We start from the raw sequence: 14,521 nt of genomic DNA, 5'->3' as shown, positions 1-14,521 counted from the left end.
TCCTTATTACCAACGATAGTGAGCAAATGCTTTATTAGCTTCTGCCATTTTATAGGTATCTTCTTTTTTCTTAAATGAAGCACCTTTTGAATTTGATGCATCTAGCAACTCAGCGGCTAATTTTTCTATCATTGTTCTCTCACTTCTTTTGCGAGCAAAACTGATAATCCAACGGATTGCTAGGGCTTGTTGGCGAGCTGGGCGGACTTCTACTGGCACTTGATATGTAGCACCACCTACACGGCGAGATTTAACCTCCATAATAGGTTTTACATTATCGATAGCACTGTTAAATACTTCGATACCTTTTAACTCTCCACCTTTAGAATCAATAGCTTTTAAAGCGCCATACATAATCTGTGTAGCTACACTTTTTTTGCCATCATACATAAGTGAATTAATAAATTTAGTTATAACTTTATTGCCATAAATTGGATCAGGCATTACTTCCCTAACTGGGGCTTTTCTTCTTCTCATAACTTTCCTTCAAATTTAAATTTTACTCAAACTAAGCCATATCTAAGGGCTAGTCTGCGTCCTAAAAGATTACTTTTTAGCTTCTTTTGGGCGTTTAGCACCATATTTAGAGCGTGAAACAGTTCTTTTAGCCACGCCAGCTGTATCAAGCGCACCACGGACAATATGATATTTAACACCTGGTAAGTCTTTTACCCTACCACCACGCACTAGTACGATGCTGTGCTCTTGTAGATTGTGACCTTCACCACCTATATAGCTGATAACTTCAAATCCACTTGTTAGCCTTACTTTGGCAACTTTTCTCAAAGCTGAGTTTGGTTTTTTAGGAGTTGTAGTATAAACTCTCGTACAAACACCTCTTCTTTGAGGACACTCTTTTAACGCTGGTGATTTCGATTTTACGATCACTTTTTTGCGTTCTTTTCTGACCAATTGATTAATGGTTGGCACAATTTTTCCTTTCAACTAAATTTATTAAAAAATGCCTATTTTACTCAAATTTTACTTAATTTAAGATGAAATTTGGTATAGATCTGCTTTTTATACCAAATCCCGTATTTCGCTATTATCTATAAATGGAGCAAATGCTAAAATTTTCTTCTCGCCATTAATTTTTATATACAAATCGCCTTTTCCTAATAAATTTTGAGCGCCAACTTCATCCATAATAACCTTAGATTGAGGCGATGATATCGTTTTTAGAGCGATTCTAGTTGGAATATTAGCTCTTAAATTTTGGCTTAATATCTCAGAATTTGGAGTTTGAGTTGCTAGTATTAAAAAAATTCCACTAGCCCTGCCTTTTTGTGCGATTCTAATTATTAAATCTTCTATATTTTTATTGCTAGCAAATAGATCTGCCACCTCATCAATAACTACGACAACATTTGACAACGGCTCTTTTAGTTGATTATTTTTTGCTACTTTATTACTATCTAATATCTTATATCTTCTCTCCATTTCATCTACGAGCTTTTTCATTAAATCATATACTTCATCGCTATTTTTAATAACTTTTTTACCGCAAATAACGCTTATATTGACTTTATTTTCATAAATTCCAAATTCCGCCCCATTTTTTGGGTCTATTAGTATAAATTCTACATTTGAATTTAATTTTGCAATTGATATAATCAAATTTCTCATCAATACCGACTTACCGCTTCCTGTAGTTCCAGCAATAAAAATATGCGGACACTGCTCCAAATCAAAAAATATCGGATCATTTTTCATATCTCTACCGCAATATGCCCCAATCTCAAATTTTTGATTATATTTCATCAAATCAGCCTTAAAGGACTCTCCATTTAATATTTGCCAATCTTTTTGTAATTTTGGCAAATATATATAAAATGTCATCGCTTCGCCAATCACTTCATCAAATAACGCTGGCCCAGCAAGGCCAAATCGCATTTGAAAAGAGTCGATATCTTTTGAGAGCTTTTTATAATCATCAGTATTTTTTAGCCGAATTTTATAGGCTATATGGCGAATAGAATCTTCTTTATCAATAATCTCAATATAGATGCTATTTTCCTTGCAATATTTTAAAATATCCTCTTCATCAACTTGTATCATTTTCTATTTTATAAAATTGTGCTATTTTGTCTTTGGCAATCTCATATTCATTAGCGCCAAATTCGCTATCTGTAGGCAATACTATAACCTGATTTGAAGCATTAAAATAATAATTTTGGATAATACTTTTTCTATTTAAATTATCGATTCTTGCTAATGGAGTATCAATAATAAGTGGCAAATTTCTATCGCTTAGTTCTGATAAAGCCCAAAATATGCTAATTGCTGCTATTTGTTTTTGGCCGGCACTTTGATTTGCTACTGGAATAATTTCATTTTTAATATCTTTTAGATATATATTAAAATCTTTAATTTCAACGCTAGCAACATTATCATCTGGAAGAAGTTTTTGATAATTCTCATAAACTTTATCTTTTAAACAACTTGCCACTCTCTCAATTCTCTTATCTTTATATTGTAAAATAATTCTCTCTAATTCTTGTGCCATCTTAAATTGATCGCTAATTCTATGGTCTTGGCCGATTTTTTCATCTAGATATTTAATTTTCATCTCAAGATTATTTTGCAATACTTGTTTTTCTCTTAGCTCATTTTTATTATCTTCAATCTCTTTAGTTTTTTTAGAGAGTTCGGCTTGGAGTTTCTCTATCTCATCTGCAACCTTATCAATTATTTTTTTAGCTTCATTATCTACTAAATATTGATTAAGCAACTCATTATACTCTTTGAATTTTTGCTCGGAATTTTTATGTTTTACAATCGCATTGCTTAGCAAATTTAACTCTGAATTTAGGCCATTATAAAGAGTTTTTAGTATATTTAAATTTCTAATTCCTCTATAAGTTTTATTTTCATCGCTATTTTGTGTAAATTTCTTAAATGCCTCATTTAGCTTAAGCGCCAAAGATGAAGTATCTCTGTCGATTTGATACTCTTTAAATAGATATTCAGCACTAAAAGCACAAAGCTCCTTTAACATTTCTGGATCTAAATTTGAGCCAATCTGTGAATTTTCCAAATCAGAAAAAAAAATCATCTAATTTTAAAAATAAAATCTCTCCACCGTAATTTTTAATAGAATCTTTAAAGCTATTAATATTCTCTTCTTCTGTGTTTTTTAAATTCAAATATCTCTCTTGTTCTCTTCCGCTACTTATGATATGATTATCTCTAACATCATTCTTGTTTCGTAGTTCATTTTCTATCCACTCTTTATCTGTACTCAAATTTTTAATTTAATCGTCTAAATATTTGATATGCTCATTGCACGCCAATCGAGCGCCTCTGCTGGCGAAAAGTTCAGCTTGTTCGTTTGAGTATTCTTTAAGTCCATTTTGCAACTGTTCTTTAGTGGTTTTAATCTGCTTAATTAACTTATCTAAAATCGTGATATTTAGCATATCTTGTATCTTTTCTTTTAGCTCTCTTTCCATATCTTCAGCTAACTCACCAATCATTTCACCATTAAATATAAAAAACTCAATAAACTTAGTAGGAAAAATAGATTCTAACTTATCAGTAGCCTCACAATCTTCAAATTCATTGCCATCAAATTTAACTATTAATCTCTCCTCTAAATTTGGAAATCTTTTCCAATACCTTTTGATAGTTATCTCTTTATTATCTTTTTGCAATACCAATTCTACATAGAATTCATTTTTACCCTCTTCTACTGCCGTTTTATTTAACACTCCACCCCATTTAGTCTCCAAATTATCTACAGATGTACCAAGTAGTAATTGTTTACTATGAAATTTACCTCTTCCTTTTTCTATACCATTTAAAATAGGTGCTGGAACTTTACTAGAATCATTTAATAATCCTGAACCTAAAAATAACAACTTTAAGCTTGAGATAAAGCTGGTTTTACCAAAACCATTTCTACCATAGATTAAATATAACGGCTTTAAATCATTCTTTTGAAATTCGATAGTTTGTTCTCCATAATATGCAAACATATTGCAAATTGTAATCTTTTTATAAAAAATCATCTATTTTCCTTTAGCTTTTCTGTTGCATTATCTAAATGTTTTTTGATAATATTTAATAAATCATTATCTCTAGCACCCATATTTTGCAAACTAGTAGCCTCTTTAATTATTGATTTTGTCATATTGGCCAAATTTGTATCTATAGCATCTATTAAATCCTCATCTGGCAACTTGCTATCTTCTAAATCAATATCTACGTTCTGCATCCTACCATACTCCTTTGCGATTTTAATTAATGAATTTTGTGAATCAAACTCTTTATTCCACTCTTTTGCTATTAACAATAATTGCTCATCGCTAATTAATTCACTTCCACCTTGTGCTTTAAACTCCATTTCGGTTTTTAAAAGTAAATTTAATATCTTTTTTCTAGCCATACTTGTAAATGGTCCTCTTTGATATCTACCATCTCTTTTAAAATCACTTCTTAAATTATGATTATCTCTTGCATCTTTGATAAAATTTCTAAAGTCATTAAGTCCTTGCATAGCTATCTGTCCGTTTTTTATAAAACCTTGCATAGATTTATCTTCATTTACCAAAGTACATATCCAGCATCCAAAACGACTACCGCCGCAACTATTTTGATTTTTATCGATTATAAATTGACACTCATCCCCGCTAGCTTGCATATAAAGCTCAAATAATCTATTATGACTTTTATTCCAAGGAGCTGGATTATTTATAGCTAGATAATTCCAAACCATATCAGTATCCCACTCTACTATAGGCGAAAATATCAAAACATTTGGATAATCATCATGTTTGCTTAAGCCATCTTCGCTTAGATTTCGCTTTTCAATACTTCTTTTTCGATTTATACTTTCGCTTTTTCGCACACCCAAAGTCATTATTGCACTACCATGTTTATCAGTAATTTGCCTTACTATATCTTTCATTGGCTTGATTTTTAGGCGTTCAGTACACCATCTAAAAGTTCTAGTTGGACTTGGATAACCCTTGCCAATAAGATTAATCCAAAACTCATCACTAGCTTTAGGCTTAGCAATAATTATTTCAAATGGCAAATTTCGATTCTTAGCATCTTTATTAATTATTTCTACGATTTCATATAGATACTCCTTTATATTTGGAGCTTCAACCATTGTATCAGATAATATTGCATATGTGGGATTTAATCTATCTTTTGGTAATTTTATCATCATCTCATATATGAGTTGTAAAACACACGTAGAATCCTTGCCGCCACTAAATGTTATAATCCATGCTCTTTTATAACGAGAATAAATATCTAAAATTTTATCTCTAGTTTGATTTAAATGTACGATAAATTTATCACTACTACTAACAAATGAAACCCCGCTATCTTTAGCATTTAATAAATTTCCATCGTAATATTTTACATTTGATAAATTTATCTCATTAGCTAATTTTTTAGCATTATTAGAGCTGGTGCAACATAAAATATATTCATTATAATGATTATTGGATATAAAATTTAGAATTTGACTTTTAGTAGTTAGATTAATTGAATTTGCAATATGAGAAGCTAAATATGTTTGTCTTGGTCTAATATCTATGAATAATAGAGTTATTGCTATCGCATAATAACTTTGAAGTAGCCCTGCTACCCCCCCCCACTACTGTTAGACCGGTAGTTGAATTTAATAGATTATTTTTTCCCATATTAATCCAAATTTATTTATATTAGGACTGGTAATTATATAACAAACAAACTTATAAGAAAATTTAGATTTAAAATATTTAGATATATTTAACTCAAACAGCAAAAACAAACTGTTTGAGTTAATTTTAGGTTAATTTAATTAATTATTATATTTAATTTTAACCTTTTTATCTTGATAAAGTCCGGTACCAACTGGAATCATACGACCTAAAATTACATTTTCTTTTAGATCTTCAAGATAATCAAATTTAGCTGCTATACTAGCTTCTGTTAGAACTTTTGTAGTCTCTTGGAATGATGCAGCAGAGATGACGCTATCACTACCGATAGCTGCTCTAGTAACGCCTAAAAGCACAGGCTCAGCGATCGCTGGCTCGCCACCCATTCTAATGATTTTCTCATTTTCTTCACGGAATTTACGACGGCTAACCATATCGCCTACGATGAAATTCGTATCGCCGCTATCTACAATTTTAATCTGTCTTAACATTTGGGATACAATAATCTCAATATGTTTATCACTAATAGCAACGCCTTGAGAGCGATAAACTTGCTGAATTTCGCTAATTAGATATCCATGAAGTGCCTTCTCTCCAAGAATTCTTAGCACATCGTGGCTACTTACTAAGCCATCAGTTAATTTCTCACCAGCATGAACAAACTCGCCATCACGGACTTGAATTTGTCTTGATTTATCGATTAGATACTCAGCCGTTGTGCCATCTTCGGCTACTATTACTACTCTTTCTTTAGAGCGTAAAGGCTTTTCAAATCTAATAACGCCATCGATTTCAGCAATTATTGCTGTATTTTTAGGACGACGAGCTTCAAATAATTCAGATACCCTAGGAAGACCTCCGGTGATATCTTTTGATTTTGCTACAGCTTTTGGTGTTTTAGCTATAGTATCAGCTCTTTGAACTGTAGCACCATCTTTGACAAATATCGCAGTTTTTGGCTCTAGTTGATAGCGAATTAATTTGCCATTATCAGTTGTAATAACAATTGTAGGTTTAACTCCACTTGGTAGATATTCATTAATAACTAGCCTGCTCTCACCTGTAGCTTCATCATACTGCTCAGTTACACTATATCCTGGCTCGATATCTTCATATGCTACCACACCAGCTTCTTCAGCGATTACTGGATTTGAGTATGGATCCCACTCAGCTATAACTAGCTTAGAATCAACCTGTGGTTTAGCTAAGATATCAGTAGCTACTACATCAGAGCTATCATCAAATTCAATTACACTATTTCGTGGGATATAATGACGCACAGCCTCTCTATCTTCTTCATCCGCTACTACGACAAATAGACCTTTTTCTGCTACTATATCGCCTTTTTTGATATCTTTGATTCTCTCTAGATAATCACCTTTTAAGATATAGTATTTTAGCACACCATGCGCACTAGCTACAATCTCTTGAGTTACTGGATCGCCATCAGCTACCTTAACTTCACTTGCAAATGGAATACGATTTGGAATATTCCATCCATCTTTAATCATCTCTACGATACTTTCATTCTCTTTTACTTCATCACCTTTTGAGTAAGGAATATAGAATTTACCATCTATTTTACCGCTTACACCAGCTAGCTCATTTGGTTTAGCAAGGTCGTGCTTTCTTAAGACATATTTAACTTCGTCTTTTTTGCCTTTTACGATAATATTTACATCTTCATGAGCAACTTCAATATCGATAATACCATCAAATGGGGCTTTAATCTTTGGTTCAACCAACAATATAGCAGCGTTGCGTCTATTTATCACTATAGATTTGCCATTGTTTTCATAGGTTTTTAGGTTATAATATCTTATAAAGCCCTCTTTTTGTGCTACGATTTGTCTATCTTGTTGTTCAGTAGAGGCAGTACCACCGATGTGGAAAGTTCTTAGCGTTAGCTGAGTTCCTGGCTCACCGATTGATTGAGCTGAGATGATACCTACGGCTTCACCTGGTTTAACTAGTTTGCCCTCACCTAGATTTATGCCATAACACTTCGCACATACACCTTTTGGTGCTTTACATGTAATTGGTGTTCTAATGCTAATTGATTTTATACCAGCTTCGATAATTACTCTAGCCTTAGCTTCATCGATTAATGTGCCTTCTGTGTATAAAATTTCATTAGTAATAGGATCGATAACATCATCGCTTAATACTCTACCTAAAACTCTCTCTTCTAAACTCTCAATTAACTCACCACTCTCAGTGATTTCAGTAATTTCAACACCTTCGTGAGTGCCACAATCATCCATTGTAATCTTAACATTTTGAGCAACATCAATTAATTTTCTTGTTAGATATCCAGCATTTGCGGTTTTAAGCGCAGTATCAGCAAGACCTTTTCTAGCGCCATGTGTTGAGATAAAGTACTCAAGAACATTTAGCCCCTCACGGAAATTTGAAGTAATTGGTGTCTCAATAATAGAGCCATCAGGCTTAGCCATAAGACCACGCATACCAGCAAGTTGGCGAATTTGAGCCGCACTACCCCTAGCGCCGCTATCAGCCATCATATAAATGGAGTTAAATCCGCTCTTATCATTTTTGATGAGTTTCATCATATCGCTAGCTACTTTGTTATTTGTATCTGTCCAGATATCAACAATTTTATTATATCTTTCTGAATCAGTTAGCAAACCTGAGCCGTATTGATTTTGAATTTCGCGAACTCTTTTTTTGGCTTCATCTACATATGAATATTTGCTATCAGATACTATTATATCAGCTATTGATATGCTAACTCCAGCTTTAGTAGCGTATCTAAACCCAAGATTTTTAAGCTTATCCAAAAATCCTGCTGTGGATTCTAAGCCTCCGTTTTTATAGACATAATCAACTAAATTTGCTATGTCTTTTTTCTTCATTACTTTATTCCACATACTTTCTGGAACTGAATTCTCTCCCAAATCAGGTAGAATTGATTTGATAATCAATCTTCCCGCAGTTGTAAATACAGTCCTACCATCTACCATTGTCTTAATCTTAGCATGTAGATCAAGGAAGTGAGTCTCAACTGCTATCATAACTTCATCAACGCTAGCAAAAATTTTATTTGAGCCTATTACATCTACTTTTTCAAGGCTTAGATAATATATACCAAGAACCATATCTTGGCTAGGGACTGTCACAGCCTTACCACTTGCTGGAAGCAAGATATTCATAGAACTAAGCATTAAAATTTTACACTCAGCAATTGCCTCTTGAGATAAAGGGACATGAACAGCCATTTGGTCACCATCGAAGTCAGCGTTGAAAGCTGAACAAACAAGCGGATGAAGCTGAATAGCCTTACCTTCTATTAATACTGGGTGAAATGCTTGGATAGACATTTTATGTAGAGTTGGCGCCCTATTTAGTAGTACTGGATGATCGGCAACAACCTCTTCAAGGCACTCCCAAACTTCATTTGTCTTATCTTCTATCATCTTTTTAGCTAATTTAACATTTGTCGCATAGCCTTTTTCTTCCAAGCGAGCTAAAAGATGTGGCTTAAATAGCTCTAAAGCCATCTTCTTAGGTAAGCCGCACTGATCCATTCTAAGTCTAGGGCCAACAACGATAACGCTACGACCAGAGAAATCCACCCTTTTACCAAGCAAATTTTGTCTAAAGCGTCCTTGCTTACCTTTGATAATCTCGCTTAGAGATTTTAGTGGTCGTTTATTCGCACCTTTTACAGCATTTGCGCGTCTACCATTATCAAATAGAGCATCAACTGATTCTTGCAGCATTCTCTTTTCATTGCGGATAATAATCTCAGGAGCATCAAGTTCCATAAGGCGTTTTAGCCTTGCATTACGATTGATAACTCTTCTATATAGATCATTTACATCGCTAACTGCGAATTTACCACCATCTAGGCTTACTAATGGGCGAAGATCAGGCGGAAGTACAGGTAGATTTGTAATCATCATCCACTCTGGGCGATTGCCTGAATTTAAGAAACTTTCAACTACTTTTAATCTTTTTACAATACTTTTTTTCTTAGCTTCGCTATTTGTGCTTCCAATCTCTATTTTTAACTGCTCTAAGATGCTAACAAGATCTAAATTTTCAAGCATATCACGGATTACTTCACCGCCCATTCTAGCACTAAATCCACTATCAGCAAATCTTTGTTCTAAAAGTATATATTGCTCTTCATTTAAGACATCATAAATTTCAACTTTTTTACTATTTTCGTTATCATAGTATGCTTCACCTGGATTTTCTACTATATATGCTTCATAGTATAATACACGCTCTAAGTCTTTCATTTTAATACCAAGAAGAGTTCCGATACGACTAGGAAGTGAATTTACATACCAAATATGCGCCACTGGGGTAACTAGCTCGATATGTGCCATTCTAGAACGGCGAACCTTAGAGCTTGTAACTTCAACTCCACATTTTTCACATTTGATACCCTTATAGCGCATCTTTTTATATTTGCCACATAAGCACTCATAATCCCTAATAGGCCCAAATATTTTAGCACAAAATAGACCATCTCTTTCTGGTTTTAGAGTTCTATAGTTGATGGTTTCAGGCTTTTTAACTTCGCCATAACTCCATGCTTTTATACGTTCAGGACTTGCTAATCTTAATTTAAATGCTTCAAAATCCCTTGGTCTTGCATCTTCTTTAATCTCTATAGGTTTTAACTCACTCATTATCATTATCCTCATCGTAAATCTCAACATCTAGTGCTAGAGATTTTAGCTCGTTTGTTAAAACAAAAAATGTCTCTGGAATACCAGTACTTGGGACATTTTCACCTCTAGTTAATGCTTTATAAGCTAACCATCTTCCTTCAACATCATCAGATTTTACAGTTAGCATCTCGCGAAGTGTATGAGCCGCACCATAAGCTTCTAAAGCCCAAACCTCCATCTCTCCAAATCTTTGACCGCCGCTTAAAGCCTTACCGCCGACAGGTTGCTGCGTAACTAAGCTATATGGACCAGTACTTCTAGCATGGACTTTTTCATCTACTAGGTGGTGAAGTTTTAGCATATACATACAACCGACATTTACACGCTCAGCCATCTTAGATCCGGTTCTACCATCGTATAATTCAGTTTTACCATCCATATCGATCTTTGCCATCTCAAACAATTTGCTAAATTCTTCAGCCTTAACCCCTTCAAATATAGGAGTAGCAAATCTTACACCGCTTGCCCAATCTCTTGCATATTCTATTAGCTTCTCATCATCGATTTTTTCTAATATTGCTTTGGCATCCATTAGTCTTGATACATCAGCTATTTCAATCATTTTAGCTCTTAATTCTATTATCCATTCTTTTGATTTTCTATCAAAAATCTCTTGAATTTGCTCACCAAGCTTCATACCTACAAGACCTAAGTGGCTTTCTAAAATTTGACCAATATTCATACGACTAGGAACGCCTAGTGGATTTAAAACAATATCTACTGATCTACCATTTGGAAGATATGGCATATCTACATCTGGAACAATATTTGATACAATACCTTTATTACCATGGCGACCAGCCATTTTATCTCCAACTTTTAGCTTACGCTTAGTAGCTACATATACTTTGACAAGTTTGACTACTCCGCTTGGCAAAATATCATCTTTTTCTAAAATTTCAAGCTTAGCATCATGCTCATCTTTTAATTTTTTCTTCTCATTTTGGAAGTAAGCTTTCATATCTTCATAGCTTTTTTGTACATCTTTACTAAAGCTTTTTACATATGAATTTAGAGTAAATCTATTTATATTGGCAAGATACTCTTTTTGTATCTTTTGACCTTTTACATATGTAGTTTTACCAACTTCTAAATCGCTTTGGAGTTCGTTATTAGCTAGTAAAGCAGTTACTCTTAACATCTCTTCTCGGTCAAGCATTAAAAGTCTATCGTGATGCTCTTTTTCTAAGATATTTTTCTCATCTTCATAGGCTTTAAATGATCTTGAGTCTTTTTCATAGCCTTTTTTAGTAAAGATTTTAACATCGATTACCACGCCTTCCATGCTTGCTGGAGCGTATAGGGATTTATTTACTACATGGCCAGCCTTTTCGCCAAAGATTGCTCTTAGAAGTCTTTCTTCTGGAGTTGGCTTAACTTCACCTTTTGGAGATACTTTACCTACTAAAATCATACCAGGCTTAATATGAGTTCCGATTCTTACGATACCACTTTCATCAAGATGTTCGATCTCTTCTTCTTTCATATTAGGAATATCTCTAGTAATCTCTTCTACACCATCTTTAAGCTCTCTAGCCTCAATCTCTTTTTCATAGATATGTACGCTTGTAAAGGCATCAGTGCGAATCATTCTCTCGCTCATCACAATAGCATCTTCATAGTTATATCCATTCCACGGCATAAAGGCAATTAAGGCATTTTTACCAATTGCTAGCTCACCTTGATCCATACTAGAACCATCGGCAATTATCTGACCAGCTTCTACTTTTTGTCCCTTTTTTACGATTGGGTGTTGGCTAAATGTCGTATTTTGGTTGGTACGCATATTTTTTTCCATGGTGTATTGATCTATATATGGACCATTTTCATCTTCGCCTAGAATAAATATATTTTTATTATCAACTTTCTCTATTACACCGCCACGTCTTGCTTTAATAGCCTCCCAAGCATCACGTGCTACAATAGCTTCCATACCTGTACCTACAATAGGTGCAGTTGATTTTAAAAGAGGCACAGCTTGGCGTTGCATATTTGAACCCATAAGCGCACGGTTAGCATCATCATGCTCTAAAAATGGAATCAATGAAGCAGCTACCCCCATAACCATACCGCTACAAAGGTCAATTAGTGTTACATCATCTCTTTTGGCAAGTATCATCTCACCATCTTGTCTAACCTCTATTAAATCCTCGCTAATCATACCATTCTCATCTAAGATTGTAGATGCTGGAGCGATAATATGACCCTCTTCTTGAGTTGCTGTAAGATAGACAATTTCATTTGTTACTCTACCATTTTCTACTTTACGATATGGAGATTCAACAAAGCCTAAATCATTTACTTTAGCATATGTAGAAAGAGTATTTATAAGACCGATATTTTGACCTTCTGGGGTCTCAACTGGACAAATTCTACCATAATGAGTAGGATGAACGTCACGAACCTCAAAACCAGCTCTTTCTTTAACTAAACCACCTTCACCAAGTGCTGATAATCTACGCTTATGAGTAACTTCACTAAGTGGATTAGTTTGATCCATAAACTGACTTAGCTGACCACCGGTAAAGAATTCCATAATAGTAGTGGTAATCATCTTAGGATTTACAAGATCATATGGCATAATCTCATCGATATTGTTGCTTAGGCTTGTAAATTTATCCCTAATAGCCTTTTGCATTTTTACAAAACCTAAATGAAGCTCATTAGCTAAAAGCTCACCAATAGAACGAATACGGCGATTACCTAAATGGTCTCTATCATCTATATGACCTTGACCATTTTTTACCTTAATTAGATATTTAGCAGTTTTAATGATATCTTCATTAGTTAATACTGTTACATAATCAGGCGCATTTAATCCAAGCTTGTGATTCATCTTCATACGACCAACCTTGGTTAGATCATATCTTTCTGGATTAAAGAATAGATCATTTACAAAACTTCGAGCAGCTTCTTTAACTACAGGCTCACCTGGACGCATAACTTTATAAATTCTAATTGCAGCTAGATCATTTTCATCTTCTACGCCTTCTGTTTGTTTAAGAAGTTTAAGAGTCTCATAATCTTGCAAAAATGAGTTAATAATAGCATCATCGACTCCATTTGCTAAATCATTTGCTATCTCTATACTATCTTGCTCATTAGCGATTTTAGCTATCTTATTCTCATCGAGTTGTGTAAGAGTATCATATAAAACCTCGCCACTATCTTTATCGATAACAGGACTAGCGAGATATCTATTTACCAATGTTTCAAGCGGATATTCTATAAATTTAACGCCATCTTCTATTAATTTATCAGCTTTTTTTCTAGTTAATCTCTTACCAGCTTGATGTAAGATATTGCCATCTTCATCTTTAATATCATAATCAACCCTACCAGTAAAATCATCTGGATTAAACTCTACTAAGAATTTATTATTTTGAATTTTTAGAGTTTGCATAGGGTAAAATAACTTCACGATATCTTGTTTTTTATATCCTAAAGCCCTAAATAAAATGGTAATTGGCACCTTACGACGCTTATTAATACGGACATATAATACATCTTTAGTATCATACTCAAAGTATAACCAAGATCCACGATCTGGGATAATCTGAGCAGTATAAATAAGTTTATTTACAACCGTAGGACTCTCTTCTTCTTTAAAAATAACACCAGGACTTCTATGTAATTGATTGACTACAACTCTTTCAACACCATTAATAATAAATGAAATTCTATCGGTCATTAAAGGAATTTCACGAACAAATATCTCTTGTTCTTTGATATCCTTTACTCCAATTTTTTCACCTGTTTTTTCATCTCTATCATGAACTATTAATCTAATTTTTATTTTTAAATTTACAGAATATGTCAAACCTCTTTCCATACACTCTCTAATTGTGTATCTAGGCTTACCTATTTCACTACTGACATATTCAAGCGAAAGTCTATTTTGCGGATCGTGAATAGGAAAAATAGATTTAAATACTTTTTCGATTCCGCTTTCAGTTTGTGAATTATCAAGATTTAAAAAATGATCAAAACTCTTTTTTTGTAATTGTAATAAATTTGGAACATCAATCTCTTTAGCAACATTAGAAAAATCTACCCTAAGACGATTTCCAGAATAAAGGCTATTTAGCATTTTACTACCTCTATAGAATAGTTAATTGAAAGAACATCGTAAAAACGACAATGGAGTTGGAAGCGAGA

9 protein-coding genes are annotated in these 14,521 nt (G+C 33.6%); all 9 read right to left on the bottom strand.

The genetic code is table 11. From position 1 onward, the window contains the following. Positions 1 to 6: 6 nt before the first annotated feature. The gene (gene rpsG / locus CIGNP91_RS00190) at positions 7 to 477 is read right to left on the bottom strand and encodes a 30S ribosomal protein S7 (protein ID WP_086224030.1); all 471 of its coding nucleotides are present in this window, start codon (positions 475 to 477) and stop codon (positions 7 to 9) included. A gap of 69 nt (positions 478 to 546) precedes the next feature. After that, positions 547 to 930, bottom strand: a complete 384-nt coding sequence (gene rpsL / locus CIGNP91_RS00185) for a 30S ribosomal protein S12 (protein ID WP_063998572.1) — start codon at positions 928 to 930, stop codon at positions 547 to 549. Between the two features lie 90 nt (positions 931 to 1,020). Further along, positions 1,021 to 2,058: an FtsK/SpoIIIE domain-containing protein gene (locus CIGNP91_RS00180; protein WP_086253046.1), complete on the bottom strand. Its 1,038-nt coding sequence runs from the start codon at positions 2,056 to 2,058 to the stop codon at positions 1,021 to 1,023. After that, positions 2,045 to 3,055, bottom strand: coding sequence for a hypothetical protein (locus tag CIGNP91_RS00175; protein ID WP_086253045.1), 1,011 nt, complete (start codon positions 3,053 to 3,055; stop codon positions 2,045 to 2,047). Before CIGNP91_RS00175 ends, CIGNP91_RS00180 begins: the two co-directional genes overlap by 14 nt. After that, positions 3,039 to 3,245 carry a hypothetical protein gene (locus CIGNP91_RS00170; RefSeq protein ID WP_086253044.1) on the bottom strand — a complete coding sequence of 69 codons (207 nt, stop codon included), beginning with the start codon at positions 3,243 to 3,245 and terminating at the stop codon, positions 3,039 to 3,041. Before CIGNP91_RS00170 ends, CIGNP91_RS00175 begins: the two co-directional genes overlap by 17 nt. Before the next feature lie 9 nt (positions 3,246 to 3,254). After that, entirely contained in the window at positions 3,255 to 4,010 is a 756-nt protein-coding gene (locus tag CIGNP91_RS00165; RefSeq protein ID WP_086253043.1) for an AAA family ATPase, read from the bottom strand. Then, the gene (dndC, locus tag CIGNP91_RS00160) at positions 4,007 to 5,500 is read right to left on the bottom strand and encodes a DNA phosphorothioation system sulfurtransferase DndC (RefSeq protein WP_442861875.1); all 1,494 of its coding nucleotides are present in this window, start codon (positions 5,498 to 5,500) and stop codon (positions 4,007 to 4,009) included. Before dndC ends, CIGNP91_RS00165 begins: the two co-directional genes overlap by 4 nt. 297 nt (positions 5,501 to 5,797) lie before the next feature. Further along, complete coding sequence (gene rpoC, locus CIGNP91_RS00155; protein ID WP_086253041.1) at positions 5,798 to 10,321, bottom strand: DNA-directed RNA polymerase subunit beta'; 4,524 nt, start codon at positions 10,319 to 10,321, stop codon at positions 5,798 to 5,800. Further along, positions 10,314 to 14,453, bottom strand: coding sequence for a DNA-directed RNA polymerase subunit beta (gene rpoB / locus CIGNP91_RS00150; protein WP_086253040.1), 4,140 nt, complete (start codon positions 14,451 to 14,453; stop codon positions 10,314 to 10,316). The genes rpoC and rpoB overlap by 8 nt, the downstream gene beginning before the upstream one ends. Between the last annotated feature and the right edge of the window lie 68 nt (positions 14,454 to 14,521).

It is taken from the genome of Campylobacter sp. P091, from assembly GCF_002138935.1.
Taxonomy (GTDB): domain Bacteria; phylum Campylobacterota; class Campylobacteria; order Campylobacterales; family Campylobacteraceae; genus Campylobacter; species Campylobacter devanensis.
The sequence above is the reverse complement of the archived record's forward strand: the minus strand, read 5'-3'. Positions and strand labels throughout refer to the sequence as shown.

What these genes read in the sequence shown, in the direction of transcription:
- CIGNP91_RS00175 (WP_086253045.1), bottom strand. Translation starts at nt 3,055, where the DNA reads ATGATTTTTTTTTCTGATTTGGAAAATTCACAGATTGGCTCAAATTTA.
- CIGNP91_RS00165 (WP_086253043.1), bottom strand. Translation starts at nt 4,010, where the DNA reads ATGATTTTTTATAAAAAGATTACAATTTGCAATATGTTTGCATATTAT.
- rpoB (WP_086253040.1), bottom strand. Translation starts at nt 14,453, where the DNA reads ATGCTAAATAGCCTTTATTCTGGAAATCGTCTTAGGGTAGATTTTTCT.
- rpoC (WP_086253041.1), bottom strand. Translation starts at nt 10,321, where the DNA reads ATGAGTGAGTTAAAACCTATAGAGATTAAAGAAGATGCAAGACCAAGG.
- rpsG (WP_086224030.1), bottom strand. Translation starts at nt 477, where the DNA reads ATGAGAAGAAGAAAAGCCCCAGTTAGGGAAGTAATGCCTGATCCAATT.
- CIGNP91_RS00180 (WP_086253046.1), bottom strand. Translation starts at nt 2,058, where the DNA reads ATGATACAAGTTGATGAAGAGGATATTTTAAAATATTGCAAGGAAAAT.